The organism is Polaromonas sp. P1_E11 (assembly GCF_056405995.1).
In genome coordinates, this window is the sequence record NZ_JBFUBA010000001.1 from 247633 (window position 1) to 274144 (window position 26512).

Here is a 26512-nt window from a genome sequence, read left to right on the forward strand (position 1 = left end):
CCAAGTGCCTCAGCCTGGTTTGACGCAGAATCACCCGTAGTCAAACTGAACGACCCGACAGCAGCCGCGCTCCCTTTCGATCTCCCAGATCTATCCGACCCATACGTTTTGAATAAACCGTCTCCTGCCATCATTGCCCAGTCCGCTGTGCGCCGCCTGCCGCGACTCGCACTGCTGCTGTTTTGCGCTGCCTATGCGCTGCCGGGTTTTCTGGGGCGTGGCCCCTGGAAAAACGAAGACATCGCTGCGTTTGGCGTAATGCGTGAACTCGCCTCCATGGCGGGCAACTGGCTGCGTCCACAGCTGCTGGGCCAGGTCACAGAGTTCGATGCACTTGCGCCGTATTGGCTGGGCGCCATCGCCATCAAGGTTTTCCCCTTTCTGGATCCGGCATGGGCTGTGCGCATTCCATTTGTGGCACTGCTCGTATTGACAATGCTGGCGACGTGGTACGCCGTTTACTACCTGGCGCGTAGCCCGCAAGCCCAGCCAGTCGCCTTTGCTTTCGGTGGCGAGGCCAGTCCGGTCGACTACGCCCGGGCCATCGCCGATACCGCCCTGCTGGCGCTGATTGCCAGTCTTGGCCTGGCACAGCTCTCCCATGAAACCACGCCGGCCCTGGCCCAGCTCGGCTTCACGGCGCTGGCCTTTTACGCCATGGCGGCAAGCCCTTATCGCGTGGCCACCAAGATCCTCGGACCAGCATTCGGCCTGCTGGTCGGGCTTGCAGGACTCGCCCTGAGCGGCGCTCCCACACTGGCATTGCTGATTGGCACGGGCGGGGCACTGGTGGAGTGGACTCACATGCGCTGGGGCACCGGCCAGTCCGATCCTGCGGCCAGGCAACAGTCATGGCACTGGGTGCTGCTGATCACCGGCATCACGCTGCTGGTAGCGCTGCTGGCCCATGGGTTGGACCTGTGGCGCTGGAGAATTCACCTGCCTGGCGCAGACGGTCAATCCGCCCTGAAAGACTGGCGCAGCCTGGGTCGCCTGCTGCTGTGGTTTACCTGGCCGGCCTGGCCTCTCGCCATGTGGACGCTTTACCGCTGGCGCAGGCAACTGGCCAGCCGCCACGTTGCCCTGCCGCTGTGGTTTGCTGCGATGGCCGTGGCGGCTACGTTGACGACCACAGCCTCGGACCGCAGCCTGCTGCTGAGCCTGCCGCCGCTGGCAGCGCTGGCTGCCTTCGCGCTTCCCACACTCAAACGCAGCGTGGCCTCCCTGATTGACTGGTTCACACTGCTGTTTTTCACCGGCTGCGGCATCATCATCTGGGTGGTCTGGATCGCCATGCAAACCGGCGTTCCACGCCAGCCCGCAGCCAACGTCGCCAAACTGGCACCGGGGTTTGAGCCCAGCTTCTCGTGGCTGGCGTTTCTGGCCGCATTGCTGGCCACCCTGGCCTGGGCCTGGCTCGTCAAATGGCGCGCCGGCGCGCAGCGTGCGGCCATCTGGAAATCGCTGGTACTGCCTGCCGGCGGCGCCACCCTGTGCTGGCTGCTGTTGATGACGCTCTGGCTGCCCCTGCTCGACTACGCCCGCAGCCTTGCGCCCCTGTCGCGCCAGATCGCGAATCTCGTCGACAAAAACGCCTGCGTTGAAATCTATGGCGTAGGCAGTGCGCAGGCCGCCGCGCTGCAATACCACGGCGGGCTCGAGCTCCGGCAAGCCGGCACGCAGGCAAGCTGCCCCTACCTGATTGTGGATGTCGAGGCGCAGCCAACGCTCAGCCGCGTCGTCAATTTGCCCGATTGGGCCTTCCAGGCGACGGTGCGCCGCCCCACGGACAAGACTGAAAACGTCCTGCTGTTCAAGCGAGTGAGCCTTTCCCGCACGAATTCAAGAACCAGCCCTTGAGCGAACTCAAGATCATCAGCCAGCACGCGGGCACCGTGCTCGTCGGGCAACTGGCCGTCATGGCCTTCGGCGTGGCCGACACGGTGATTGCAGGCCGCTACAGCGACGAGGCCCTGGCCGCGCTGTCGGTCGGGTCGGCGCTTTACATCAGTGTTTACGTTGGCCTGATCGGCATTGTGCAGGCGCTACTGCCCATCTGGGCCGAAATGATGGGCGCGCGCCGCCATGAGGCGGTAGGTGCTTCGCTGCGCCAAAGCATGTACCTGTGCGGTTTTATCGTGGTGGCGGGCATGGCCGCAATGCTCTTCCCCGGCCCCCTGCTGCGCTGGGCACAAGTGCCTGAACTGATGCGTGACGAGGTGCAGCATTACCTGGCGGTGCTGGCCTTTGCGTTCGCACCATCCCTGCTGTTTCGCATCTACAGCACTTTCAACCAGGCACTGGGCAAGCCGCTGTTGGTCACCTGGCTGCAGGTCGGCGCGCTGTTGGTCAAGATTCCCTTGTCTATCTGGCTGGTGGCCGGCGGTGCCGGCGTGGAACCCATGGGCGCCGTCGGCTGCGCATGGGCCACGCTGATTGTGAACTACCTGCTGCTGGCACTGGCCATCCTTATGCTGCGCACACAGACGCTGTACCAGCCCTATCGCATCTGGCAACGCATGGAACGGCCGGACTGGCTGCAAATAGGTCACTTCGCCAGGCTCGGCATTCCCGGCGGCCTGGCTTATCTGGTGGAAGTGACGTCGTTCACGCTGATGGCACTCTTCATCGCCCGCCTCGGCACCGTGGCTTCCGCAAGCCACCAGATTGCGTCCAGCGTGGCTGCGGTTCTCTACATGATGCCGCTGTCCATGGCCATCGCCTGCAGTGCCCGTGTCTCGTTCTGGATAGGCGCGGGACGCCCGGATTACGCAAAACGCGTGGTGCTGCTGGGGCTGAAGCTCACAGGGCTCGCAGCGCTGACACTCGCTGCCGTGGTTTCAGTGGCCGGCCCCGTGCTGGCAGGCTGGTACTCCGGCAACCCGGACATTGTTGCGCTGGCCTCCGCTTTGCTGGTGTGGGTTGCGTTCTATCACGTCGCCGATGCAACACAGGCCCTGACGGCCTTTTTGCTTCGCTGTTACCGCATCACCATTGCGCCGCTGGCCCTTTATGGCGTGCTGCTATGGGGCCTTGGGCTTCTGGGGGGTTACCGTCTGGCTTACGAGGGCATTGCAGGCCACCCCGCGACGCAGTCCGCCAGCAGTTTCTGGGCAGCCAGCACGCTCGCCATTGGCCTCGTTGCGGCATGTTTTCTGGCCCTGTTGTGGCATGCGGTCAGGCGCAGCCTGAAGGTGACTCAAACGGGTTGAGTCCGGCGAACCCGCACGACGGGAAAAATGATGGAAAAGCAGGAGCCGTGCCCCGGTTCACTTTGAATGTTGAGTTCAGCACCGTGACGCTGGGCGACATGTTTGACGATAGCGAGGCCGAGGCCGGTGCCCCCGGTTTCACGCGATCGGCTGCGGTCGATACGGTAAAAACGTTCCGTCAGGCGGGGCAGGTGCTCGGGCGCGATACCCGGCCCAGTGTCCTTGACCTTGAACTCACCACGCCCGTCCTCCAGCAGCGTCCAGCTGACTCGGACCAAACCGCCTTCCGGCGTGTAGCGCACCGCATTGGTCACCAGATTGGACATCGCGCTATAAAGCTCGGTCTGTACCCCGGCGATTTCGGTGCCTGGCCCCTGGTCAAATTCCAGCTGATGGCCCTGCGGCGCAATCACCAACGACAAGGCCCTTGCCTCCTGCTCTGATTGGGCCATCAGCGCACTGACGGTCATCCAGTCACTGGCACCCGGAAACGGGCTGCCTTCCAGGCGCGACAGGGTCAGCAGGTCATTCACAAGCGTTTGCATGCGCTGCGACTGCTGCGACATCAGCGCGAGGTAGCGGGCACGCTCCGGCTCCTTGAGCGGCAGCGTTTGCAGGGTTTCGATAAAACCCGACAGGACCGTCAGCGGCGTGCGGATCTCATGCGACACATTGGCCACAAAGTCACGACGCATGGCTTCTGCCAGCTCCACAGCCGTGATGTCCCGCGACAGCAGCAGCTTGCGGTTTTTGCCATAGGAATGCACATGCACCGACAACTTCACCGGACGGGCCGGCGTGCTGAAATTGCCGGGGATCACTACGTCGTGCGAGAAATCACCCGCAGCCATATAAGCCTTGAAAGCCGGGTCACGCACCAGGTTGGCGATGTGTTGCAGCACGTCGCGCTGGGCGTCAAAGCCGAAGTGCTGGCTGGCCATCTGGTTGCACCACTCGATACGGCCTTGCGCGTCGAGCAGCACCACGCCGCTCGGCGAGGCTTGCATGGCCGCCAGGAATTCATCGAGGCGCGCCTGGCTTTCCTGCAACTGTTGATCGCGGTTCTTGAGCAGCCGGCGGGTTCGGTCCGCGACCTCGCCCCACACACCGGGAAGGCTGGGGGCGCTGCCTGCCATCACGGCTGGCGCGTCGTTGTTCTGCTCGGTACGCAGCCAGCGCAGCAGGCGGCCGATATAGAAGCTGTCGATCACCAGCCAGAGCATCGCTCCCACCGCCAACCCTATGCCCAACCCGAAGGTCAAGCCGTTTGCGGTGCGCGCCCAAAAGCCCAGACCGCCGCCGGCAATCATGCAGGCGGCAAAAACAATCCAGCGATTGATCATGCGCTGGATTGTGCCGCAGCGACCGGGTTGTTGGCGGCCATCGCCGTCAGCCGGTAACCGGCGCCGCGCACGGTCTCCACCATGGTGCCAGCCGCGCCCAGGGCCTCACGCAGGCGCTTGACGTGGACGTCGACGGTGCGCTCTTCAATGAACACGTGGTCGCCCCACACCTTGTCGAGCAGGGAGCTGCGGCTGTGGACGCGCTCGGCGTGTTTCATCAAATAGTGCAGCAGCTTGAACTCGGTCGGGCCCAGCTTGAGCTCCTGGCCCAGGTAGGAGATGCGGTGGGTGGCAGCGTCCAGGACCAGCCCGCCCACGGTCACGCTGTCGTTAACCGACTCGGGTGCACGGCGGCGCAGCACGGCGCGTATGCGCGCCAGCAATTCCTGGGTGGAAAACGGCTTGGTGATGTAGTCGTCGGCGCCGGCGTCCAGCCCGGCCACCTTGTCGGGTTCGTCACCGCGTGCCGTCAACATGAGTATGGGAATGCTCTTGGTACGCGCCTGCTTGCGCCAATGGCGCGCCAACGCCAGGCCGCTTTGCCCCGGCAGCATCCAGTCGAGCAGGATGGCATCGGGCAACACAGCGTCGAGTTCGCGCTGGGCCGACACACTGTCTTCCGCCACCACGGGGTCAAAGCCGCCATGCCGCAGGTTGACCGCAATCAACTCGGCAATGGCCGGCTCGTCTTCAACAATCAGTATGCGTGGCAGGTGTTTCATTCCGTCTTTACTTTACTGCAGACTCGATCTGTTCCATAGGGGTGTGCCGCACGTCGGCGCCCTTGACGATGTAGATGATGAACTCCGCGATGTTCTTGGCATGGTCGCCCACGCGCTCGATGGCCTTGGCCACAAACAGCAAATCCAGGCTCGGCGAGATGGTGCGCGGGTCTTCCATCATGTAGGTGATGAGCTTGCGCACAAAGCCGTCGAATTCCTGGTCGATCTGGTCGTCTTCCTTGAGGATGGAGACCGCGACCGCGGTGTCCAGCCGGGCAAAAGCGTCCAGAGCCTTGCGCAGCAGGCCGGAGGCGAGCTCCGCCGCGATGCGCAGATCGGACGAAGGCAGGGCCCGGGCCGATCCGCTTTCGATGATGGACTTGACCATGCGGGCAATCTTCTCGGCCTCGTCGCCGGCACGCTCGAGGTTTGCTGTGGTCTTGGAAATCGCAATCAGCAGGCGAAGGTCGCGAGCCGTAGGCTGGCGCCGCGCAATGATGGACGACAGCTCGCGGTCGATATCGATCTCCATCGCGTTGACGCGCGATTCGGTTTCGATCACCTGGTTGGCGCTCTCGGCGCTGAACTGGGACAGCGCATAGATGGCCAGGCGGATCTGCGACTCGACCAGGCCGCCAAGCTCCATGACGCGCGAAGACACGCCGTTGAGTTCGCTGTCAAACTGGGTCGATAGGTGTTTATCAGGCATGTGTGCTCCCTAATCCGTATCAGCCGAAACGGCCGGTGATGTAGTCTTCGGTTTCTTTACGTTTTGGCTTGAAGAACAAGTCTTCGGTTGCGCCAAACTCAACCAGGTCGCCCAGGTACATATAGGCGGTGTAATCACTGCAGCGGGCAGCCTGCTGCATGTTGTGCGTCACGATGACCACCGTGTATTCGTTCTTGAGCTCGGCAATCAGTTCTTCCACCTTGGCGGTGGAAATAGGGTCCAGCGCGGAACAGGGCTCGTCCAGCAGCAGCACTTCAGGCTTGATGGCGATGCCGCGGGCGATGCACAGGCGTTGCTGCTGGCCGCCCGAGAGGCTGGAGCCGCTCTGGTTCAGCTTGTCCTTGACTTCCGTCCACAGCGCGGCCTTGCGCAGGGCCCATTCCACGCGCTCGTCCATGTCCGAGGCGTTCAGGCTTTCAAACAGCTTCACACCGAAAGCGATGTTGTCATAGATCGACATCGGGAACGGTGTCGGCTTCTGGAACACCATACCGACCTTGGAGCGGATCAGTGCCACGTCTTTTTTGGATGTCAGCAGGTTCTCGCCGTCGAACATGATCTCGCCTTCGGCGCGCTGCTCGGGGTAGAGCTCATACATACGGTTGAAGATGCGCAACAACGTGGACTTGCCGCAGCCCGAGGGGCCGATGAAGGCCGTGACCTTCTTTTCGGGAATTTCCAGGTTGATGCTTTTGAGGGCGTGGAACTTGCCGTAATAGAAGTCGAGGTTCTTGACCGAAATTTTCGATTGTTCGCGTGATGCAGTAGGGGTATCCATCTGTGACCTTGTTGTGTTGTGTGGTCTAAAGGAAAGGCGTCAGCCTGTCAGTTTTTGGCACGTGTCAATACACGTGCCAGGATGTTCAAACCGAGCACGGCCATGGTGATCAGGAACACGCCTGCCCATGCCAGCTGCTGCCAGTTCTCATAAGGGCTCAGCGCAAACTTGAAGATCGTCACGGGCAGGCTCGCCATGGGCTGGCTCAGGTCAGACGTCCAGAACTGGTTGTTCAGCGCGGTGAAGAGCAGCGGCGCCGTTTCACCGGCGATCCGCGCCACGGCCAGCAGGATGCCGGTCGTCACGCCGGCACGTGCCGCGCGCAAGGTGATGCTGGTGATGACCTTCCACTTCGGCGCGCCCAAGGCGTAAGCCGCTTCACGCAGGCCCGGCGGAACCAGCTGCAGCATGTTTTCCGTCGTGCGAATGACCACGGGAATCACGATCAGCGCCAGCGCCAGAACCCCTGCCCAACCCGAATAGCCCTTGAACTGAGACACCACGACGGTGTACACAAACAGGCCGATTACGATGGATGGTGCGGACAATAAAATGTCATTGACGAAGCGCGTCACCGACGCCAGCATGCCCTTGGTGTTGTACTCCGCCAGGTAGATGCCCGCCATGATGCCGATCGGGGTACCAACAAAGGTGGCCAGCAACACCATCAAAAATGAACCATAAAGGGCGTTGGCGATACCGCCCTCTTCATTGGGTGCCGGCGTCATCTGCGTCAGCGTGGCCAGCGAAAGCCCGCCCACGCCCAGACGTATGGTTTCCCACAAAATCCATGCCAGCCAGAACAGGCCAAAGGACATGGCTGCGAGGGAGAGGACCAGCGCAATCCGGTTGACCCGCTTGCGGCGGGCAAACTTGGCCAGCCGCGCATCGTGCATCACGGCGCTCATGTTTTCACCCCTTCACTTTTTCGCAGCTGGGCCAGCAGCAGCTTGGACAGCGACAGCACGACAAACGTGATGAAGAACAGCACCAGGCCCAGGTAGATCAGCGCCGCCTGATGCAGACCCTCACCGGCTTCAGCGAACTCGTTGGCCAGCGCCGACGTGATGCTGTTGGCTGCCTGAAAGAGGCTCAGCGAATCGAGCTGGTTGAAGTTGCCGATGACGAAGGTCACCGCCATGGTTTCGCCCAGCGCACGGCCCAGGCCCAGCATGATGCCGCCCACCACACCGGCCTTGGTGTAAGGCAGCACGACTTTGGAGACAACTTCCCAGGTGGTGGAACCCAGCCCATAGGCGGACTCTTTGAGCAGCACCGGTGTCACTTCAAACACGTCCCGCATCACCGAGGCGATGAAGGGAATGATCATGATGGCCAGGATGATGCCCGCCGACAAAATACCGATACCGACGGGGGGACCCGACACCAGCGCACCCAGGTAAGGCACGCCAGTCAAGAGGCTTTGCAGCGGCTGCTGCACATAGGTGGCCAGGATGGGGCCGAACACCAGCAGACCCCACATGCCGTAAACGATGGACGGCACGGCAGCGAGCAATTCGATGGCGGTGCCCAGCGGCCTTTTGAGCCATGCTGGCGACAGCTCGGTCAGGAACAGCGCAATGCCGAAGCTCACCGGCACCGCGATGAGCAATGCGATCAGCGACGTGGCAATGGTGCCGTAGATCATGACCAGCCCGCCGTACTCGCCCTTGACAGGGTCCCAGACGCTGCTGGTCAGGAAGCCGAGGCCGTATTTGCTGATCGCCGGCCACGCCCCGATGACGAGGGAAACCAGGATGCCGGCCAGCAGGGCCAGTGTCAGCCAGGCCGCGCCCTGCGCAGCCCAGCCGAAAAGCCGGTCTGCCAGGGGGCTTCTGCGCACAGTGCTGCCAGGAGGAGGATTGGTCATAGCGCGTCCGGTCGCTTTTGCCGGGTGGTCAAAAGCGGCCCGGCTAGCCGGAAGTGTAGAGGACACGTGAGAAACCCCTATGGTGTGTAACGACTGGGAAAAATCAGCTGACTGTGCTTACTTGTAGGCAACCGTCTTGCCCGATGCGTCCTTGATGTCGCCCCAGGCTTTTTCGATGATGGTCTTCACAGCGGCAGGCATGGGCACGTAGTCAAGGTCGTCGGCGGTTTTGTCGCCGTTTTTGTAAGCCCACTCAAAGAACTTGAGCGAAGCGGCGGCCTGGGCAGGCTTGTCCTGGACTTTCTGCATCAGGATGAAAGTAGCGCCGGTGATGGGCCACGAATCCTTGCCTGGCTGCTCGGTCAGGATCTGGTAGAAGCTCTTGGACCATTCGGCACCCGCCGCGGCGGCTTTGAAGGCGTTATCTTCCGGCGACACGAAATTGCCGGCCGCATTCTTCAGCTGGGCAAAGGTCATCTTGTTCTGCTTGACGTAAGCGTATTCCACGTAGCCGATCGAGTTGGGCAGACGGCCGACGAATGCCGCCACGCCTTCGTTGCCCTTGCCGCCTGCGCCCACTGGCCAGTTCACTGCGGTGCCCTCGCCCACTTTGGACTTCCACTCGGCATTCACCTTGCTCAGGTAGTTGGTGAAGATAAAGCTGGTGCCGGAACCGTCGGCACGGCGAACCGGTGCGATGGCGGCGTCAGGCAGGGGCAGCGTGGGGTTCAGGGCCTTGATGGCCGGGTCGGTCCACTTGGTGATCTTGCCGAGGTAGATGTCGCCCAGCACCTGGCCGCTCAGCTTGAGCTGACCGGGGGTGATGCCCTTGATATTGACCACGGGAATGACGCCACCGATCACGGTGGGGAATTGCATCAGGCCTTTTTTGGCCAGTTCTTCATCTTTCAGGGGTGCGTCGGAAGCGCCGAAATCGACGGTCTTGGCCTCAATCTGGCGCAAACCGGCGCCGGAACCCACCGACTGGTAATTGATCTTGACGCTGGTGGCCTTGTTGTAATCAGCGGCCCACTTGGAATACAGGGGCGCGGGGAAGCTGGCACCGGCGCCTGTCACGTCCTGGGCTGCAGCCAGCGTGGCAAACGACGCGAGGGCAACACCCATCACAGTAGTCAGGGAAGCTTTGAAAGTCAGGTTCATCAGAACACCTCTTGGGTTGGGATTGGTCGAAACTGGTTGGAGATTGATCGGGAAGATGCGTCGACTGTAGAAATCTTGTGTGACAAGGATGTGACAAATATGACAGCCTCCCGGCGGGCTGCCGCCCCTCTATGGCGTCACAAAACCTTCAAATTACCGTCACGAATCTGTCACGGGGTTCTCCTACCCTTGGCCTCGTCTTAATCAGGATTAATCAGGAGAATCTTTCATGTTGAACCGCCGCTATCTGGTCCTTACTGCCGTTGTCGCCGCTGTTGCCGCCCTCGCCGGCTGCGCCACCACCTCCACCCCGGTGTCCGTGGCAGACACGATTGCCACCCAATCGCAGCTCAGCACCCTCAACGGCCTGGTAGCCCAAGCCGGGCTGACAGACACACTCAAGGGCACCGGCCCTTACACCGTATTCGCGCCCACCAACGCGGCTTTCGCCAAAGTGCCAGCCAAAACCATGGACGAGCTCGCCAAAGACCCGGCCAAACTCAAGGCAGTTCTGGCCTACCACCTCGTTCCCGGCAAGGTCATGGCAGCCGACGTCAAAAACGGCAACGCCAAAACCGTCAACGGCGCCAATGTGGCGCTCTCCAAGGCCGGAGAATTCGTCACCATCGAGGACGCCATGGTCCAGACCGCCGACATTTCCGCCACCAATGGCGTCGTTCACATTGTGGACAGCGTGCTGATCCCACCCGCCAAATAAGCCCGCCGGTACCGGAACGGGTCAAGCCGGAAGGTTTGACCCGTTTTTTTATTGAACTTATAAAATTTCGTGCTCCAGCCCTTATAGAACCGGCGCAAGCAGCTATCGTTTTAATAGCAATCCATGCACTGCGAGTCGCCTCGCAACGGGAACATCCATGCCAGCTCAAATGCCTTTAGTCAGTCGCCGCCGGCTGCTGCGCCGCGCCGGCCTGATCGCCGCAGCAATTGCAAGCCCGGCCTGGGCCCAACCCGGCAAGGGCACCTCATCGCGCAGCATTGTCGTGGCCCAGCCGGTCGATTTTTCACAGGCGCAGCAGGATGTGTCCAAGGACTTCCTGATCGGCTCTCGCGCCGCCTGGCAGGACATCAACTTGCGTGGCGGCGTCCGCGGCAGACAGGTCCAGCATCTGGCGCTGGAAACGGACGGCACCCCCGCAAGCCTGCGCACGTCACTGGACTCGGTCAAGGACAACCCCCTCTGCATGGTGCTTTCCGGCAGTGTCGGCGACCAGGTAGCCAGCCAGATCGTGGCGCTGTCCCGCCAGGGCGGGCTGGGCATCCCCCACGCCGCCCCGTGGCTGCAAAACTCCAGCCTCGAAATCGACGACAAGACCTTTCCCATCTTCGCAGCGCGCCAGGAACAGATTGCTTATGCGCTCAAGAGCCTCTCGACCATGGGCCTCAAGGAGCTGGGTGCGATTTACGCCACGGCACAGGACCACGCCGCCTATCACACGGACGTCGAGCGCATCGCCCTGGATATGCAACTGAAGCTGCAGCCCTTCAAGGCGACAGATGACCTGCGCGCGTTGGGCCAGAAACTCACAACCCGTACGCCCGCCGTACTCCTTTTTGTGGGCGGAACGCCGGAACTCGCCGAATTCACCCAGGGCCTGGAAAAGCAGGCCCGCCAGCGCTATGTCGTGGCATTGGCCGACGTGAACCTGCAAACGATGCTGCAGATGGGCGCGGCGCGCAGCACGCCGGTCATAGCCACCCAGCCGGTGCCCCTGGTCAATGCCAGCCTTCCGGTGGTCAGAAGCTACCGTGAAACGCTTTCGCGCCTCTTCGACGAACCGCCCACGCCCCTGAGCCTGGCAGGATTCATTGCAGCACGCTACACCTACGAAGTGCTCAATGACGTCGACGGCCCCCTGAACCGCCAGAGCGTTCTGGCCTCCTTTCAGCGCCGCACAAAGTTCGATGTGGGCGGATTCAGCATCAGCTTCAATCCCCAGCGCAGAAGCGGCACCTACGTCACGCAAAGCATGATGACCGTTGACGGCCGGTTGATCGGCTAGGCGCCCAGAAATGCTGATGCGAGTCCCGCGCGAATGCTATGGCAAGCCCTTAAACTCAGGTATGCAAAATGGAACGCTGCTCGCCGCCGTAGACCTTGGGTCCAACAGCTTTCGACTGGAAATCGGCCGCTTTGATGCTGGCCAGATTCACCGCACCGAATACCTCAAGGAAACCGTTCGCCAGGGCAACGGGCTGGACGCCGACCGAAACCTGACCCCGGAAGCCATGCAGCGCGGCTGGGACTGCCTGGCGCGCTTCGGTGAACGGCTGGCCGGCTTCAAAAAGTACCAGGTTCGCGCCGTCGCCACGCAGACCCTGCGTGAAGCGCGCAACCGCGAGGAATTCCTGGCGCGCGCCCACAAAATCCTCGGTTTTGCCATCGACGTCATCCCGGGCCGCGAAGAAGCCCGCCTGATTTACCAGGGCGTCGCCCACCTCCTGCCGCAGTCCGACGAGCGCCGGCTGGTAGTGGACATTGGAGGACGCTCCACCGAAATGATCCTCGGCAAGGGGCTGGACGCACGGACCATGGAGTCCTACCGTGTCGGCAGCGTGGCATGGTCCATGAAGTATTTCCCCGACGGGCAGTTCACCCCACGCGCTTTCCAGACGGCGGAGGTCGCCGCCAAGGCAGTTCTTGACGAAGCCGTCAATATCTACCGCGCCGATGCGTGGGACACCGCCTATGGGTCCTCCGGCACGATTGGCGCCGTCAGCGACGTACTGACAGCTTCGGGCTGGCCCGCGGGTATGGTCACGCAAGAAGGCCTTGACTGGTTGCTGGACCGGCTGCTCAAGGCGCAAAGCGCCGACCGGCTCAAGCTCGACGGCATGAAGGACGACAGGCGCGCCGTGATAGGCGGCGGTGTGAGCGTGCTGAGGGCCGTGTTCAACCTGCTGGGCATCGCGCAAATGGAAGCCGCACAAGGCGCCTTGCGCCACGGTGTGCTCTATGACCTGGTGGACCGTGAGCAGGATTTGACCGATTTGCGTTCCACCACCGTGCAGCGCCTGGCCAGCAAATTCAATACCGACAACGCACAGGCCCAACGCGTCAACAAAGTCGCCAGGCAGCTGTTCGCAATGGCCAGTGCCGGCATGCCTCGCGCAGAGTCGGAGCGCTTCCAGCGCAAGCTCGAATGGGCCGCAGAGCTGCACGAAATCGGCAGCCAGATCTCGCACAGCGACTATCACAAGCATGGCGCCTACATCCTGGACAACGCCGACGCGCCGGGCTTTGCCCTGCCCGAGTTGCACCGCCTGAGCCTTCTGGTGCTGGGCCACCGCGGCAAGCTGCGCAAGCTTGAAGTCAATTTTGAGGACCGCGTGTTCATCCAGCAACTGCTGTGCCTGCGCCTGGCCGTCATCCTCTGCCACGCCCGGCGCGACCCGGACCTCAAAGGCCTCCAGCTCGAAAGCAGCGCCGAGCCCGGAAAGATTTTTGTACTGAACTGTCGCGCCGGCTGGGCACAGTCGTTTCCGCAGTCAGCCCATCTGCTGCAGGAAGAAGTTCTGGCGTGGCAAAAAACGCCGTGGACACTGGTTGTTCCCGGCCCCTGAGCACCCTCCTTCCGCCTCGCCGGACCAGGCCTTGACGGTTTTTGAACAAACCGTATAAACTATATATACGGTTTATTCGACCGCTCACCTAAAAGGATCAATCCATGGCAACCCGCAAAAAAGCAACTGCAAAACCCGCCGCACCGGCACCTAAACCGGCCGCGACGCCCAAGGCACCCGTGAAAACCGCCGCCAAGCCCGCCCCGAAAAAGACGTCCCCGGCCAAGGCCCCGGCCGGCAAAGGCACGGTCAAGAAAGCCATCGTGAAAAAGGCCGGCGCCAAAAAGCCTGCGGCCAAACCGCAAGCAAGCGCCAAGCCCGCCAAAACCGCTAAGCCGGAAAAAACCAAAAAACCAAAATTGGTACGCGACAGCTTCACCATCCCGAAAGCCGAATACGTGGTGCTGGACGACCTGAAGCAGCGCGCCGCCAAGCTCACCCGCCCCGCCAAGAAAAGCGAATTGCTGCGCGCGGGCATCAAGCTATTGGCCAGCCTTTCCGACGCCGCCTTCCTGACGGCGCTTGAGCAGGTCCCCGCCATCAAGACCGGCCGGCCTACGCTCGGCTCTTAAGCCAAGCAAAGGCAACGGCGGAGCTCCGAGCTTTCATACCAACTAACGTTTGACACGAGCTGTGGCCGCAAGCATACGAAGCTTGCTTGCGGACGTCCCCTCGATGAAGGGGTTAGCCCTCAGCGAGCTACACGTGGCGACCGGGAATCTGGTTTACGCCTCCGCTGCCGGCGGCCAGCCGATTCGAGCAGCGCGACCAAGACTGGATTGAACGACCAAGCGATGAAACGGGGCGATGACAAGAATATAGAGACGACCCAAGCGGTTGTGGCAATGGACCACGGTTGATAAAGTCAGGCGGCGTTTTCCTCCCGGCAACGGCTGACTGGAGCAGAGGACAGAAAGCCTGAAGTCCAAGTGCTTGTCGTCTTCTCCAAAGACAACTTCGGTCGGGCTTGTGTCGTAGATCTTGAAGATGCCAAGACGGCCTGTCTTGCTCTGCGCGCCAAGTGAGGTGAGTTCCTTGGCAGTTTTGAGGCCGACCCTACCGACGACCGCATCCCGGACCGCCATGAGGGTGCCAACCCACGGTGCCTGATGGGAGAAGATGAACCTCGCCAACAGTTCGGGATCGGTTGACGCTCCGGGTGGAAGCTCGATCGAGTAGGCATCTGCGAGATTCGTCGATGCGTAGGCTCTGGTAACTGCCGACTCTGGAGGAAGCGATACAGGCGTTACGCGGTGCTGTTGGGTTGACATGTGTTCGAGCCAGTAGTTGGGTTCTGAGGTCTAACGTTTGATATGAGCGGCGGCTGGAGGCAAGCGAAGCTTGCCGGAAGACGTCCGCTCGACGGAGGGGTTAAGCACCGCTCTTTGCATGCCTCGACCTTGCGTGAGCGAGCGTTGCCCAGTATGGCGCCAGAAGAGTGACGAGAAGGACGATGGACCAGAGGTTACCGCCTTTGAACGTATACGCGGCGAGCAACTCAGGCCAAGGCTTGTGCTGGATGTAACGCCCGAAGCCGAACTCGAAGGCCAGTGTCAGGCACAACCAAAGAACGCCTACAAACGCACTTTGCTTGACCAAGATTCCTTGCTCAATGCGAACAAGGCCATAGGCGACCAGCGCCACGCACACGCACACGCAAAGCAATACACCGCTCAGAACCAAGCCGCCGGCCCTGCCAAGAGAAGGAATGAGAACCGCCTCTCGCAAAGCGCCATTTGCCACTGCCAGGCACAGGATGAGCACCCAGGCTACGAGCGACTTGAGCAGCAGCATGAGTCCGCCTTCCGGCACCTAACGTTTGACTTAAGCGGACCGCCGAAGGCGGGTCCGCTTGAAGGAAGGTTAGGTGGCATTCTGGAGCACAAGTTCGACCGTCTTGGCCGAGAGCGACGTGCCATCAATGATGATCTCACCGACGGCGATTGGTAAGGTGAATCGGCGAGGACCAGCACTGCCGGGATTCACGAACAGCACACCGCCTCGCTCTTCAACCAGAGGTTTGTGGGAATGCCCTGATACGACCGCACGAACACCTGCGGCCTCAGGCTCGAGATCAAGCTGAGAGAGGTCATGGATGACGTAGAGGAAGAACTCGCCGATCTGCAGAAACTCGGTTTCGTTGAGGCTCTCCGCCCATGAGCCCTTATCGTTGTTTCCTCTGACGGCCGTGACCGGCGCGATCTTGTTCAGTTCCTCAAGAACGCTCTCGTCACAGATGTCCCCGGCGTGGATGATGAGGTCACTGCCTTGTAGGAACACCTTTGCCTCCGTTCGGAGGAGACCGTGAGTGTCGGAAATGAGCCCTATACGAACCATGAGCGGGTGCCTCTATGCTACTTAACGTTTGACTTAAGCGGCCTGCCGAAGGCAGGTCCGCTTGAAGGAAGGGTTAGGCGTCACTCGCATGATGGCGAGTGTAGAGGCGGCACGCGGCCAACGCCACCGCGGAGAAAAGGCCAAAGCCTTGGAGCGAGGTGAGCGCATATGAATACCAAGGCTTGGACGCAAAGCAATCGAGACACGCGAACATCCAAGGCAGGCGATACATGGACAACAGCGTAGCCACAGTGACTACGGCGCCAACCACTCCGATGGCGACGACCCAGGCTACTAGCGACCTAGTTGCAGGCCGCCGAATAGACCAAGCTGCCCACACGACGATGCCCAGGGCAAAGAAGGTGCCAAAGGGCAAGAGCTTGTGCTGCAGAACTTCCATGGGCTGACCCGTGACGCCTAACGTAATGTATGCCGCAAAACCTGCGGTATAACCTGGCGCTTGCAATCTAATCCGGACATTAAAAACTCCTGTAGCCCGCTTGCATACTAGGCTTCAAGGCGGAATACTACAAATTCACACAGTTATAAAAATTCTGTGAAACCCCGCAATCCTCCACTGCAGTCTGCCCGCTTGACCAAGCCCGGGAGCGGGTTCGGTATTTGCACTATAGCCTTGGCACCGAGAAAACTTACCTGTATTGGGTCCGTTTTTTTGTCCGCGGGCAGGCTTTGAGTGTGCTGCTGTTTCAGAGAACTTCAGGCGACTGCACGGTCACCACAACAGTCTGGTTAAGGCCGTCGCGGTCGCGGCTGCGAAGCCACCAGAGTGCACCCTTCTTGACCGGGCATTCGCTTTCCTGCAAGCCGAGCAGCTGCGCGATGGCCTGCCCCAGGTTGGGCTGGTGGCCCACCACCAGAATCGGCGACCTGGCCGACGGCCATTGCACCAGTTCCAGCAGCTGTTCAACCGTGGCGTCGGGCGCCAGCTCACTGCGGATTTTGTATTTGCGTCCCAACGCCAGCGCGGTCTGTTCGCAGCGCCGTGCCGGGCTGACGAAAATGCGCGCGCCTTCGGGCAGCTGGCGGTCCAGCCAGTTGGCCATGCGGGCCGCCTGCTTCTCGCCCCTTGACGTCAACGAACGCTCAAGATCGCTGCCGCCCTGCGGGTCACCCTCAGGCCAGTCTTCTGCCTCTGCATGACGCCACAGGATGAGGTCCATGTTATTTGTCCTGGTGATGGGGGGCCGAATAGCGCGCCATCAAGGCAACCTGCGCACCGTGGCGCGGGGCATCGCCCTGGGGGTTCACGCGCAGGTAGGTGCCGTCCGGCTGCAAATCCCAGGCGTCGCGCCCGTCATGCAGGTAGGCCACCAGGCACTCGTCGATGATGCGCTGGCGCAGCACGGGGTCGGTCACAGGCCAGGCCAGCTCCACCCGGCGCAGCATGTTGCGGTTCATCCAGTCGGCGCTGGAAAGCAACAAGGTCTCCTCTTCCGCACAGCGGAAGTAAAACACCCGTGAATGCTCGAGGAAGCGGCCGATGATGGAGCGCACGCGGATGTTGTCCGTCACGCCGGGCACCTGCGCCGGCAGCATGCAGGCGCCACGCACAATCAGGTCGATTTTTACGCCGCGCTGCCCAGCCCTCACCAGCGCCAGCATCAGGTCTTCGTCGGTCAGCGCATTCATCTTGGCCACGATGCGCGTGTCTTTGCCTTGCAGGGCGGCCTCGCCCAGTGAATCGATTTTCTCGATCAGCTTGCGGTGCAGCTGGAACGGCGCCAGCAGCAAATGGTGCAGCTTGGGCAGGCGGCTCTGGCTGGCCAGGTGCACGAACACGTTGTCGATGTCGGCCGTCATCAACGGGTCAGCCGTCAGGTAGCTCAGGTCAGTGTAAAGGCGGGCCGTTCGGGGGTTGTAATTGCCGGTAGAAAGATGGGCATAGCGCACCAGGTGTTTGCCTTCGCGCCGCGTCACCAGCAGCATCTTGGCGTGGGTTTTGAGGCCCACCACGCCGTACACCACCTGCGCGCCTATCGACTCCAGCATTTCCGCCCAGTTGATGTTGGCTTCTTCATCGAAACGCGCCTTCAGCTCCACCACCACCGTCACTTCCTTGCCGCGGCGCACGGCTTCGCGCAGCAGCACCATCAGCTCCGAATCAGTGCCGGTGCGGTAAATGGTCTGCTTGATCGCCAGCACCTGCGGGTCGTTAACCGCTTCGCGCAGGAAGGCGAGCACGCCGTCAAAACTTTCAAAAGGCTGGTGAATGGAAACGTCGCCTTCCTTGAGCCGCTCAAAGAACGACTGGCCGGGCTGCAACTGGGTGGGGTAACACGCGCTGTAGCCGGGGAAGAGCAGTTTGGGGTCATTGACCAGGTCCACCAGCTGCGTCAACCGCACCAGGTTGACGGGGCCGTGCACCCGGTACAGGGACGGCGTCGGCAGGTTGAATTGCCTGAGCAGGAAGTTGGCCAGGTATTCGGAACAGCCCGCAGAAACCTCCAGCCGAACAGCCTGCCCATAGTGGCGCTGCTCCAGACCCTGGCGCAAAGCGGTGCGCAGGTTTTTCACATCGTCTTCGTCCACGGCCAGGTCGGAGTGGCGGGTCACACGGAATTGCGAAAACTGCCCCACTTCGCGGCCGGCAAACAACTCAGCCAGATGTGCCCGGATCACACTGGAAAGCGACACGAACAGCCGGCTCTTGTCTTTGCCATGCGAGGGCATATGAATCAGCCGCGGCAACACGCGCGGCACCTTGACGATGGCAATGTCGTTGTCGCGCCCGAAAGCGTCGTGCCCGCCCAGCCGCACAATGAAGTTGAGCGACTTGTTGGCCACCTGGGGGAACGGGTGCGAAGGGTCCAGCCCGACTGGAATCAGCAACGGCCGCACTTCCCTTTCGAAATATTCTTTCACCCAGCGCCGCTGGGCCGTGTTGCGTTCGCCGTGCGAGACGATGCGTATGCCCTGCCGCTCAAAGGCCGGCAGCAGGTCGTCGTTGTAAAGCGAATACTGGCGCGCCACCATGTCGTGGGCTGCCGCTGAAAGTGCCGCGAAAGACTGCACCGAATACAGTGCTTTTTGTTCATTGGCCTGCGCCGCTGTCAGGTGGGGCGCGGTCCGGACTTCAAAGAACTCGTCCAGGTTGGACGAGACAATGCATAGAAACCTCAGCCGTTCCAGCAGCGGCACGTCCGGGCGCCTGGCCCAGTCCAGCACCCGCTCATTGAAGGCAAGAATGCTGTGATCGCGGTCCAGGAACTGGACGGTTGGCGCGGCGGCGGCCACCGAGGCGGGTGAAGTGGGCATCAACAAGAGTGGTCTTTGTCATTAACAACAAGTCACAGTGTTGACGTGTTTCATGACAATGGCGTGACAGTACTTTTGACTGATGGTGCACCCGCCTGAAAAGGCTGGCAAGTACTGCTCATGGCGTTGTTGTGCCCGGCGGTTACGAGGAATGACTCGAAAAGCTGCGCCGCATGGGCCCAGCTGAAGTCCAGCGCGCGCAAACGGGCTTCATGGCGCGGCACAGCCAAAGCGCTGTAACAAGCCTGTTGCAAATCTTCATGCATGACACCGCCGTGACAGCTTCCGTCGGGCTTTCCAAGCACCTCCAGCGGGCCATCGACCGGGTAAGCCGCCACCGGTGTGCCGGCCGCCATGGCTTCGAGCATCACCAGGCCAAAAGTTTCCGACCGGCTGGGAAAGGCAAACACATCGGCGGCGGCATAGACCTTGGCCAGCTCATCCCGGGGCAGAACACCCATCCAGCGGACCTGCGGATAACGCTCCTTGAGCGTCGCCTCCAGGGGCCCTACCCCGCAAACCACCTTGGTCCCCGGAATGTCGAGCTTGAGGAAAGCCTCGATATTTTTTTCATACGACACCCGGCCCACAAACAACGACACCGGCCGCACCACCGTCCCCATGGGCGGGTACAGCCGCGCTTGCGGCTCAAAGCCGAAAAGCTCCGTGTCCACGCCGTGCGTCCAGCTGCGCAGGTTCTGAAAACCCCGCTGCTCCAGCATGCGCAACACACCGTGGGTAGGCACCATTACGCCCGACGAGGGCCTGTGGAAATGGCGGAACAGCGCATAACCCCATGACAGCGGAATCTTCAATGCCGCATGAAGGATCTCGGGGAACTTGGTGTGAAACGCGGTGGTGAACTTCAGGCCGCGCTTGAGGCAATAGCTGCGCGCAGCCCAGCCCAGCGGGCCTTCGGTGGCAATATGGATGGCCTCAGGCGCAAAGGCGTCGAGCTTTTCGGTCAGGCCGCGCTTGGGGCGCACCGCCAGGTCAATGCCGGCATAACCCGGGCACGGCCGCGTCTTGAAAAGGCCAGGCTGGATCACTTCCACCTGATGCCCAAGCTCCTGAAGCTCCCGCACCAGCTCTACCAGAGTGGTGACCACGCCGTTGACCTGCGGCAGCCAGGCATCCGTTACAAGAGCGACTCTCATGCGGTCACCGTGGAAGCTACATGCCCGCGGCCCTGAGTTTCATGTGCGGGCGCCCAGTGCACCAGCTCCAGCGTGCCGTCGAAGTTTTCCACCAGCGCGGTGCGGCTTTCCACCCAGTCGCCGTCGTTGCAGTACAGCACGCCGTTGATGTCACGCATCTCGGCGCGGTGGATGTGCCCGCAGACCACGCCCTGGTGGCCGCGGCGGCGGGCTTCATTGGCCACGGCCTCTTCAAAGTCGGTGACGTAATTGAGCGCGCTCTTGACCTTTTGCTTCAGGTAGCTAGAGAGCGACCAGTACGGCAGCCCCATGCGGGCGCGCAGGCTGTTGAGATGGCGGTTGAGTTTGAGTGTGAATTCATAGAGGTTGTCGCCTACGTAGGCCAGCCATTTGGCGCACTGCACCACCGCGTCGAAGTAGTCGCCGTGGATGATCCACAGTTGCCGGCCGTCGGCGGTGGTGTGCACGGCTTCATCAATCACCTCGATACCGCCGAACTGGTTGCCAATAAATTCACGCGCAAACTCATCATGGTTGCCCGGCACATAGACCACGCGGCAGCCTTTGCGGGCGCGGCGCAGCAGTTTTTGCACCACGTCGTTGTGCGACTGCGGCCAGTACCAGCGGCGGCGCAGCTGCCAGCCGTCCACGATGTCGCCCACGAGGTACAGGTTGTCACTCGGGTGGGCCTTCAAAAAATCCAGCAGCGCGACCGCCTGGCAGCCGGGGGTACCCAGGTGGATGTCGGAAATGAAGATGGTGCGATAGCGCTTGCGCAGCGAGTCGTCGTCATCATGGTCGTCGCTGTACCCGCTGAAGCCATTCCCAGACGAAGCCAGCGCGCCCATGGCGTCAAACATGCTGCGCATCAGGCCTCCGAAGGGCTGCCCGACGCGGGCTTGCCGGAAAAATGCTTGAGGTAGCGCGGCGGCAGGTCGGCGATGCGCATCATCATGGGCAGGTCGGCCGAGTTGAAGTCCGGGTCCCAGGCCGGTGCGCCCAGCACCTTGGCACCCAGGCGCAAATAGCCCTTGATCAGCGCGGGCGGCTCCACGTCCAGCGTGTCGTCCAGCTTTTCCACCGGCAGCGCCAGGCGCGGTGTGACGCGGTATTCAATGGGTGCCAAATGCGTTTCGCGCACCTGGCGCCAGATGCTGGCGGCGGCGTGGCCACTCGAAACACCGTTGTGCTGCATCGGGATGCTGGCGCAGCCGATCATCGTGTCCAGCTGGTTGCGCGCCATGAATTCAGCCAGTGCACCCCACAGCGCCAGGATGACGCCGCCGTGGCGGTGGTCGGCATGCACGCAGCTGCGGCCCAGCTCGACCATGCGCTCGCGCAGGGAGCGCAGGCGGGTCAGGTCAAATTCCGTGTCGCTGTAGGTGCTGCCCACGCGCTTTGCCTGGGTCGGCGTCAGCACGCGGTAGGTACCTATGACTTCCTGGCTGTCGGCATCGCGCACCAGCAGGTGTTCGCAGTAGTCGTCAAACAGGTCGACGTCGTGGCCGGGGAGCACTTTGGAAAGGTTGGCACCCATTTCGAGTGCAAAAACCTGATACCTCAGGCGCTGTGCCTGCCGGACCTCGTCCTGGTGCCGGGCCCAGCTGACCGTGATTTTCCCCACGGCAGGCCTTTGAACAGCGGCGGGAATGACAGCATGACCGCTTTGATGAAGTGACCCCCGTGGCATTGCGACTGGCGACAATGCAAAGGTGGGATTGGGCAGTTCTTTCATGGCTAACTCCTTGTTTCCTGGTGTCTCAACAACTTCGGCAACTCATCAACTCGGCAATTCAGAAACTTCAAATCGCGCTGTAAAAAAGCCCCAAAAAAGGGGCTTTGACTCTCAATCACCGGCGGTCAGCGAAACCACCTTGTCGCGTCGCCCCAAACCGGCGGCCAGCATCGGCCGCGCATTCGAAAGACCCTCAAGCCAGGGCCGGGTGCCCGCCTTGAAGCGCAAGCCGCCCGGGCTGTTCGCCAAGGCTTGCGCGGTGCAGCGCAGGATGCGCAGGCACTGCTTGTTGAAATCCTGGATGCCGCTGCTCAGGGTGCGGCCGGGGCCGTGCCCCTGCCCGTCATTAGCCAGGCTGGCCTGTTGTGGAATCGCTCCCATCGAGTGCTCCGTCATGCTGGTCATGGCGTGATTCTGGGAGCCCGGGGTGACGCGTTCGTGTCAGTTCAATGGCAGTTGTGTGACACCCGAAGAAATTCGCGCCGTGTGGAGGGCACGCGTCGGCCGCCTGCGCAGCGCGTTTAGGAGCCCACCGCGTACCTGGTTGCCAACAGCACTTCGAGCCTCTTGGTTATGGCTTCGCATTCGTCCGCCTCCAGGCGACTGAACTGGGCCGCCCAGGCTTTGGATGAAGCAAATTTTGGAAACTGCGGAGGTTCGCCCCATTGCCAATCGGGGTGACTCGCTGTTGGGCTTCTTCCAAAAATATGCAGATGCATTTTCCGGTGAAGTTGAGGGGTTTTCGGCCCGGGGGGATGCGCCAGCTCGTTGAGCGCGTTGTTGCCTGCCTCCCAGTAATTCAGGCACCCTCCGGCGAGTTGGGGCAGTGTTTCCAGCATGGCTCTTGCGGTGGCTGCGACCAGGCAGGCCCATAGCGCCAGTTCATCGGGCGTCAACTCACTTCTTTCCCACACCGGCCGGGGCGGATTGACCAGCAAATGTCCGCCATCGCTTCGATGGTTCATCGGGCTGACTGGTAACGCAACAGTTCCCCCGGCGCAATTGATGAGCGTGTGATGAATGTCCAAGTAAAAATCTCCAAAAAAAGAGGGAATGCAAAAAAGCGGTATCGGATGCGCACTCAGTTGCTGCGCGGCCTCAGGCAGGCCATGGCGGTGGCCGAAAGAAGAAGGGCAGCAATACCGTAAATCCATGCGGAGGGCACGATGGGCAACAACAGGCCGGCCAGCACCGGGCCTGCGCCGGCGCCCATGTCGCGCCAGACCGAGCGTGTGGCGAGGGCCTGTATGCGTCCGGGCCCCGGCGTGCGCAATGCGACCAGCGGCGGCAGCAGCGGCAACAGCAAGGCACGCAAAACCACGATGGCAAGTGCGCAAGTCCACAGCCAGCCGAAACCAAAGCCCAGGAGGGCAACGGAAGTGAGCACGGAAAAGGTCACCAGGAGAACTTCGACGCCATGCTTTTCTGCCATGTGTCCGCCGGCAGAACTCAAGACAATTTCCGCCAGGTAGCGGACCGACAGCAGAAGCCCGGCCACGATGACCGGGTTGCCGGGCAGCAGGTCACGGCCCAGATAAGACAGGCCGATGATGAAGAGGCCGTCCAGCACCAGGCCTTCCGTGAAGGAAAAGATGTCCAGCCCGCCCGGAAGCCTGATTCCTGTTTTTCGTGGTGCCGGCTCGGCATGCGCGGCGGTTGGCAACTGCCGCGCGACCAGCAAGGCACTCAACGCGACAGCCGCGAACAGGAAAAAAATAACTTTAGGGCCGAACCAAAGCGCACACACGCCGCCCAATGGCAAAGCAAGCATGGGCCCAAGTGCCGTGAATGCGCGGGACCGCCCTGCCCGACGCGCAGCGCCCGCCGGTTCGGCGGTGGCCAATGCCTGGGTGGCCAGGTTCAGGGCTGCGAAGGCCAGGCCCCACAAGAGCCGCAAGAACAACAGGGCGACGAACCCGGTCAGCATCGCGTAGCCCAGCGCGCACACCGCGGCCGCAAGCGCCGCCAGTGAGCAGGTGAGCCGTTCACCGTTACGGGCATAAAACCTTGCTACCGCTGCGTAGCCCGCAATGCGCACCAGGCGGTTAGCGGCCAGGAGAATGCCCGCTTCGGGCAAGGTGACGCCAAACGCAGGAGCGAACATCGGCAGGAGCAGGTAGAGCACCGTGTCCCCCGGAAGTGACAGCCCGAGCACCATGGCGGCATGGCGCGAGTTGCGGTCGGAAGTAGAAGCCGTGATCTGTTGCATGGCTTGTATGGTGCGCAGGGCCGTCTCTCCCGACAAACGATATTAGTGCGCGGCACGTGTGAGAAAATTGCACACATGTTGCCTCGCCTGCCTCCGTTGAACGCGGTCCGCGCTTTCGCGGCGGCGGCGCGCCATCAGAGTTTCAGCCGGGCTGCCCTGGAATTGCATGTGACGCACGGCGCCATCAGCCGCCAGATCAAGGCGCTGGAAACCTATCTGGGCGTCGACCTGTTCGAGCGAAAAACCCGGCAAGTTCTTCTGACGGCAGCCGGCCATCAGTTCCATACGCAGGTAGGCCCCGCACTCGAGCAGATTGGCGCAGCCGCCGAATCACTCAGGGGTGGAACGCCATTGCGCGCCGTCAAGATCAACGTCCGGCCCACGTTCGCGGTGCGCTGGCTGATTCCCAGGTTGTCAGCGTTCGTGGCGAAGCACCCGGACATCGAACCGCAGGTGATGACCAGCACCTTGCCGCCGGACAAAGCGGTGGATGAGTTCGATCTGGCCATCCGGCGGAGCACCAAGGGGTGGCCGCCGGCGATGCAGATTCATCCATTTCTGGAAGACGAAGTTCTTGTTGTTGGGTCGCCTGCACTGTTTGCCAGCCGCCCCGTCACCGGCCCGCACTCTCTGGCGTCCCATGTCTTGCTGCTGTCCAAATCGCGCAACCATGATTGGGAGAACTGGAAAAAGCAGGTGAACGCACCAGAGTTGAATCCAGCCAGTTGCCTGCAATTTGACCATTTGCACTTTGTGCTTCAGGCCGCCGTCGACGGGTTGGGTTTTGCCTTGGCGCCGGTATCGCAAATTACCCATGACATGGCGGCGGGGCGGTTGATGAGCCCCTTGCCGGAATTGCGGATGGCGCTGGGTCGCCACTATTTTGGCCTTGCGCCCAATGCCGCCCCGGAGACGCAGCAGTTTGCGCAGTGGCTGATGGATGAACTGAACGCCGCGCCTTCAGCGGAAGATTGAGACTGGCAGCGAAGCGCCGCGCCGCGTAGGAGATCACCGACCTTTTTTCGGGAATGTCGCGCGCGAAGTGCCCTGCCCCGGTGCAGTATTTTCAAGCTCTCGCGATCACAGCGATCACGGCGAAGAAAACCCAGCCAAGGAGAACCGACATGCCCAGAGGCGACAAATCTGCCTACAGCGACAAGCAAAAGCGCAAGGCTGAACACATTGAAGAAGGCTACGAAGACCGCGGCGTCGGCAAGGAAGAAGCCGAGCGCCGGGCCTGGGCCACCGTCAACAAGGAAACTGGCGGCGGCAAAAAGTCGGGCTCAGGCCGCGGCAAGGCGGAAAACCATGCACCTTCCCGCAAAGGCGGGCGCCTTGGCGGCGCAGCCGCAGCTTCCCGCAGTGCGGAAGAGCGGTCAGCCTCTGCCAAAAAAGCCGCCGCCACCCGCAAGCGGAACGCGGCCAGGAAATAGCCCTGCCGGGTGTGTTCCAGCTGCCAGCGGGCGCAATGGCTGCACGCGGCGCGGCGAAATCGCTATTGTTTTAATAGCTGCTCGCGCCCATTCACATTGCCTCAACGAGCTAAATTACCCTTAAAAACGGGCTCTCAAGGCACCCAAAAAGACGCTTGGGCAGAGGGAAAAACATCGAAACGCTCAAAAACTGCCGTTTTTTTGCCTGTTTTGGGGATCAAATCGCGTTCAAGACCAATAGGAATCTGCGCGAGCAGCTATAGAAAAGATAGCAAAAATCAAACGACACCCAGACAGTGGAAGCAGCAATTGCCTCGGCCATGGCAGCCTGTGGAGCCTGGCCAGCGCTTCGCGCAGCCACATCACCATCAGCCCTGCGCCGGAGGCCGTACCCGCTTGCGAGCATTGATCACACGGGCACCGGCATCCCAACCACGGCAAACCCCGGCGGCGACCAAGCCGGTGACAACGAGCATCGCCGCGGTATGAACGCCTACCGCCGCGAGCGCCAGCGCCAGCGGTCCTGACCCTGCCAGCTCCGCTGCCCGCGCCTCCCCTGCACACAACGGGATCAGGGCCGGCACCAGCATCAAGCCGGCGCCGTGCGCGGTGGACATCATGAAAGACCAGAGCGCCAGCCCGGCGTGCCCCGCCGGCGCGCGCGCCGCCCTGGGTGCGCGGCCCGACAGGTGAACCACGGCGAAAGCAACCAGCAGGCCGCCTGCCAGGACCTGCAGGGTGAAGCGATCCAGCGCCAGGCCCCCTGCCACCGCGCCAGCCACCAGCGCGATCGATGCGGTGTGCCCGGCTGCAATAGGCAGCAGCGCCCGCAGCGCCTGTGACCTGTCGCGTGCGCGCACGCCCCACGCGGCGGCGAGCGCCCAGCCGGTGGCGGGGTTCAGCCCATGAAGGGCGCCGACACCTGCCACCACAAGCCACGGCCAAAAGCTTGACATGATGTGCGCAC

Annotated in this window: 27 protein-coding genes; 8 read left to right on the forward strand and 19 right to left on the reverse strand. The window is 61.8% G+C overall.

Translation table 11 applies throughout. The features are described from left to right. Positions 1-108 precede the first annotated feature (108 nt). Together AC1D11_RS01215 and AC1D11_RS01220 are read left to right on the forward strand one after the other, a co-directional pair. On the forward strand, positions 109-1860 hold the full coding sequence (locus AC1D11_RS01215) for a hypothetical protein (protein WP_477648856.1): 1752 nt from the start codon (positions 109-111) through the stop codon (positions 1858-1860). Further along, entirely contained in the window at positions 1857-3212 is a 1356-nt protein-coding gene (locus AC1D11_RS01220) for an MATE family efflux transporter (RefSeq protein WP_477648855.1), read from the forward strand. Before AC1D11_RS01215 ends, AC1D11_RS01220 begins: the two co-directional genes overlap by 4 nt. Here the strand turns inward: AC1D11_RS01220 and phoR are convergent. From phoR to pstS, 7 genes are all read right to left on the reverse strand, one after another. Beyond that, the gene (gene phoR / locus AC1D11_RS01225) at positions 3200-4555 is read right to left on the reverse strand and encodes a phosphate regulon sensor histidine kinase PhoR (protein WP_477648854.1); all 1356 of its coding nucleotides are present in this window, start codon (positions 4553-4555) and stop codon (positions 3200-3202) included. The genes AC1D11_RS01220 and phoR overlap by 13 nt on opposite strands. Continuing rightward, positions 4552-5277 (reverse strand): phosphate regulon transcriptional regulator PhoB, encoded by a 726-nt coding sequence (gene phoB / locus AC1D11_RS01230; RefSeq protein ID WP_431096707.1) that lies wholly within the window; start codon positions 5275-5277, stop codon positions 4552-4554. Before phoB ends, phoR begins: the two co-directional genes overlap by 4 nt. 7 nt (positions 5278-5284) lie before the next feature. Continuing rightward, complete coding sequence (gene phoU, locus AC1D11_RS01235) at positions 5285-5986, reverse strand: phosphate signaling complex protein PhoU (protein WP_411879881.1); 702 nt, start codon at positions 5984-5986, stop codon at positions 5285-5287. Positions 5987-6005: 19 nt separating this feature from the next. Continuing rightward, positions 6006-6785, reverse strand: a complete 780-nt coding sequence (gene pstB / locus AC1D11_RS01240) for a phosphate ABC transporter ATP-binding protein PstB (protein WP_457278655.1) — start codon at positions 6783-6785, stop codon at positions 6006-6008. Positions 6786-6832: 47 nt separating this feature from the next. Next, the gene (pstA, locus tag AC1D11_RS01245; RefSeq protein ID WP_477650892.1) at positions 6833-7693 is read right to left on the reverse strand and encodes a phosphate ABC transporter permease PstA; all 861 of its coding nucleotides are present in this window, start codon (positions 7691-7693) and stop codon (positions 6833-6835) included. Further along, on the reverse strand, positions 7690-8655 hold the full coding sequence (pstC, locus tag AC1D11_RS01250; protein WP_477648852.1) for a phosphate ABC transporter permease subunit PstC: 966 nt from the start codon (positions 8653-8655) through the stop codon (positions 7690-7692). The genes pstA and pstC overlap by 4 nt, the downstream gene beginning before the upstream one ends. Before the next feature lie 117 nt (positions 8656-8772). Beyond that, positions 8773-9816 carry a phosphate ABC transporter substrate-binding protein PstS gene (pstS, locus tag AC1D11_RS01255; RefSeq protein WP_477648851.1) on the reverse strand — a complete coding sequence of 348 codons (1044 nt, stop codon included), beginning with the start codon at positions 9814-9816 and terminating at the stop codon, positions 8773-8775. Positions 9817-10045: 229 nt separating this feature from the next. Between pstS and AC1D11_RS01260 the strand changes: the two genes are divergently transcribed. The 4 genes from AC1D11_RS01260 to AC1D11_RS01275 all read left to right on the forward strand — a co-directional run bounded on the left by AC1D11_RS01260 (position 10046) and on the right by AC1D11_RS01275 (position 13970). Further along, complete coding sequence (locus AC1D11_RS01260) at positions 10046-10534, forward strand: fasciclin domain-containing protein (protein ID WP_477648850.1); 489 nt, start codon at positions 10046-10048, stop codon at positions 10532-10534. 169 nt (positions 10535-10703) lie between these two features. Next, complete coding sequence (locus AC1D11_RS01265) at positions 10704-11837, forward strand: ABC transporter substrate-binding protein (protein WP_477648849.1); 1134 nt, start codon at positions 10704-10706, stop codon at positions 11835-11837. Positions 11838-11898: 61 nt separating this feature from the next. Next, on the forward strand, positions 11899-13398 hold the full coding sequence (gene ppx, locus AC1D11_RS01270; protein WP_477648848.1) for an exopolyphosphatase: 1500 nt from the start codon (positions 11899-11901) through the stop codon (positions 13396-13398). A 104-nt stretch (positions 13399-13502) separates the two neighbouring features. Then, positions 13503-13970, forward strand: coding sequence for a hypothetical protein (locus tag AC1D11_RS01275; RefSeq protein ID WP_477648847.1), 468 nt, complete (start codon positions 13503-13505; stop codon positions 13968-13970). A gap of 153 nt (positions 13971-14123) precedes the next feature. On the opposite strand, the gene AC1D11_RS01280 is transcribed toward AC1D11_RS01275, so the two are convergent. The 11 genes from AC1D11_RS01280 to AC1D11_RS01330 all read right to left on the reverse strand — a co-directional run bounded on the left by AC1D11_RS01280 (position 14124) and on the right by AC1D11_RS01330 (position 24112). Next, positions 14124-14669, reverse strand: a complete 546-nt coding sequence (locus AC1D11_RS01280; RefSeq protein WP_477648846.1) for a DUF2867 domain-containing protein — start codon at positions 14667-14669, stop codon at positions 14124-14126. 100 nt (positions 14670-14769) lie between these two features. Next, positions 14770-15192, reverse strand: a complete 423-nt coding sequence (locus AC1D11_RS01285) for a hypothetical protein (protein ID WP_477648845.1) — start codon at positions 15190-15192, stop codon at positions 14770-14772. A gap of 69 nt (positions 15193-15261) precedes the next feature. Continuing rightward, positions 15262-15735: a metallophosphoesterase family protein gene (locus AC1D11_RS01290; protein WP_477648844.1), complete on the reverse strand. Its 474-nt coding sequence runs from the start codon at positions 15733-15735 to the stop codon at positions 15262-15264. A gap of 707 nt (positions 15736-16442) precedes the next feature. Further along, a complete protein-coding gene (locus AC1D11_RS01295; protein WP_477648843.1) occupies positions 16443-16916 on the reverse strand; it encodes a SixA phosphatase family protein in 474 nt (157 codons plus the stop codon). 1 nt (position 16917) lies between these two features. Beyond that, entirely contained in the window at positions 16918-19011 is a 2094-nt protein-coding gene (ppk1, locus tag AC1D11_RS01300) for a polyphosphate kinase 1 (protein ID WP_477648842.1), read from the reverse strand. A gap of 50 nt (positions 19012-19061) precedes the next feature. After that, positions 19062-20168, reverse strand: a complete 1107-nt coding sequence (locus tag AC1D11_RS01305) for a glycosyltransferase family 4 protein (RefSeq protein WP_477648841.1) — start codon at positions 20166-20168, stop codon at positions 19062-19064. Continuing rightward, positions 20165-21037, reverse strand: a complete 873-nt coding sequence (locus AC1D11_RS01310; protein WP_477648840.1) for a UDP-2,3-diacylglucosamine diphosphatase — start codon at positions 21035-21037, stop codon at positions 20165-20167. Before AC1D11_RS01310 ends, AC1D11_RS01305 begins: the two co-directional genes overlap by 4 nt. Continuing rightward, entirely contained in the window at positions 21037-21903 is an 867-nt protein-coding gene (locus tag AC1D11_RS01315) for a GNAT family N-acetyltransferase (protein ID WP_477648839.1), read from the reverse strand. Before AC1D11_RS01315 ends, AC1D11_RS01310 begins: the two co-directional genes overlap by 1 nt. 111 nt (positions 21904-22014) lie before the next feature. After that, positions 22015-22308: a hypothetical protein gene (locus AC1D11_RS01320; protein WP_477648838.1), complete on the reverse strand. Its 294-nt coding sequence runs from the start codon at positions 22306-22308 to the stop codon at positions 22015-22017. A gap of 116 nt (positions 22309-22424) precedes the next feature. Continuing rightward, positions 22425-22931, reverse strand: coding sequence for a hypothetical protein (locus AC1D11_RS01325; RefSeq protein WP_477648837.1), 507 nt, complete (start codon positions 22929-22931; stop codon positions 22425-22427). Between the two features lie 53 nt (positions 22932-22984). Then, positions 22985-24112, reverse strand: a complete 1128-nt coding sequence (locus AC1D11_RS01330; RefSeq protein WP_477648836.1) for an MFS transporter — start codon at positions 24110-24112, stop codon at positions 22985-22987. Between the two features lie 75 nt (positions 24113-24187). On the opposite strand from AC1D11_RS01330, the gene AC1D11_RS01335 reads away from it, so the two are divergent. Beyond that, positions 24188-25087 (forward strand): LysR substrate-binding domain-containing protein, encoded by a 900-nt coding sequence (locus AC1D11_RS01335; protein WP_477650925.1) that lies wholly within the window; start codon positions 24188-24190, stop codon positions 25085-25087. Positions 25088-25236: 149 nt separating this feature from the next. After that, positions 25237-25545, forward strand: coding sequence for a plasmid stabilization protein (locus AC1D11_RS01340; RefSeq protein WP_477648835.1), 309 nt, complete (start codon positions 25237-25239; stop codon positions 25543-25545). Positions 25546-25913: 368 nt separating this feature from the next. Here the strand turns inward: AC1D11_RS01340 and AC1D11_RS01345 are convergent, their stop codons facing one another. Continuing rightward, positions 25914-26501, reverse strand: coding sequence for a hypothetical protein (locus tag AC1D11_RS01345; RefSeq protein WP_477648834.1), 588 nt, complete (start codon positions 26499-26501; stop codon positions 25914-25916). Between the last annotated feature and the right edge of the window lie 11 nt (positions 26502-26512).

Coding starts and splice junctions, on each gene's coding strand:
- phoR (WP_477648854.1), bottom strand. CDS start 4,555: ATGATCAATCGCTGGATTGTTTTTGCCGCCTGCATGATTGCCGGCGGC.
- phoB (WP_431096707.1), bottom strand. CDS start 5,277: ATGAAACACCTGCCACGCATACTGATTGTTGAAGACGAGCCGGCCATT.
- phoU (WP_411879881.1), bottom strand. CDS start 5,986: ATGCCTGATAAACACCTATCGACCCAGTTTGACAGCGAACTCAACGGC.
- pstB (WP_457278655.1), bottom strand. CDS start 6,785: ATGGATACCCCTACTGCATCACGCGAACAATCGAAAATTTCGGTCAAG.
- pstA (WP_477650892.1), bottom strand. CDS start 7,693: ATGAGCGCCGTGATGCACGATGCGCGGCTGGCCAAGTTTGCCCGCCGC.
- pstC (WP_477648852.1), bottom strand. CDS start 8,655: ATGACCAATCCTCCTCCTGGCAGCACTGTGCGCAGAAGCCCCCTGGCA.
- pstS (WP_477648851.1), bottom strand. CDS start 9,816: ATGAACCTGACTTTCAAAGCTTCCCTGACTACTGTGATGGGTGTTGCC.
- AC1D11_RS01260 (WP_477648850.1), top strand. CDS start 10,046: ATGTTGAACCGCCGCTATCTGGTCCTTACTGCCGTTGTCGCCGCTGTT.
- AC1D11_RS01265 (WP_477648849.1), top strand. CDS start 10,704: ATGCCTTTAGTCAGTCGCCGCCGGCTGCTGCGCCGCGCCGGCCTGATC.
- ppx (WP_477648848.1), top strand. CDS start 11,899: ATGCAAAATGGAACGCTGCTCGCCGCCGTAGACCTTGGGTCCAACAGC.
- AC1D11_RS01275 (WP_477648847.1), top strand. CDS start 13,503: ATGGCAACCCGCAAAAAAGCAACTGCAAAACCCGCCGCACCGGCACCT.
- AC1D11_RS01280 (WP_477648846.1), bottom strand. CDS start 14,669: ATGTCAACCCAACAGCACCGCGTAACGCCTGTATCGCTTCCTCCAGAG.
- AC1D11_RS01285 (WP_477648845.1), bottom strand. CDS start 15,192: ATGCTGCTGCTCAAGTCGCTCGTAGCCTGGGTGCTCATCCTGTGCCTG.
- AC1D11_RS01290 (WP_477648844.1), bottom strand. CDS start 15,735: ATGGTTCGTATAGGGCTCATTTCCGACACTCACGGTCTCCTCCGAACG.
- AC1D11_RS01295 (WP_477648843.1), bottom strand. CDS start 16,916: ATGGACCTCATCCTGTGGCGTCATGCAGAGGCAGAAGACTGGCCTGAG.
- ppk1 (WP_477648842.1), bottom strand. CDS start 19,011: ATGCCCACTTCACCCGCCTCGGTGGCCGCCGCCGCGCCAACCGTCCAG.
- AC1D11_RS01305 (WP_477648841.1), bottom strand. CDS start 20,168: ATGAGAGTCGCTCTTGTAACGGATGCCTGGCTGCCGCAGGTCAACGGC.
- AC1D11_RS01310 (WP_477648840.1), bottom strand. CDS start 21,037: ATGCGCAGCATGTTTGACGCCATGGGCGCGCTGGCTTCGTCTGGGAAT.
- AC1D11_RS01315 (WP_477648839.1), bottom strand. CDS start 21,903: ATGAAAGAACTGCCCAATCCCACCTTTGCATTGTCGCCAGTCGCAATG.
- AC1D11_RS01320 (WP_477648838.1), bottom strand. CDS start 22,308: ATGACCAGCATGACGGAGCACTCGATGGGAGCGATTCCACAACAGGCC.
- AC1D11_RS01330 (WP_477648836.1), bottom strand. CDS start 24,112: ATGCAACAGATCACGGCTTCTACTTCCGACCGCAACTCGCGCCATGCC.
- AC1D11_RS01335 (WP_477650925.1), top strand. CDS start 24,188: ATGTTGCCTCGCCTGCCTCCGTTGAACGCGGTCCGCGCTTTCGCGGCG.
- AC1D11_RS01340 (WP_477648835.1), top strand. CDS start 25,237: ATGCCCAGAGGCGACAAATCTGCCTACAGCGACAAGCAAAAGCGCAAG.
- AC1D11_RS01345 (WP_477648834.1), bottom strand. CDS start 26,501: ATGTCAAGCTTTTGGCCGTGGCTTGTGGTGGCAGGTGTCGGCGCCCTT.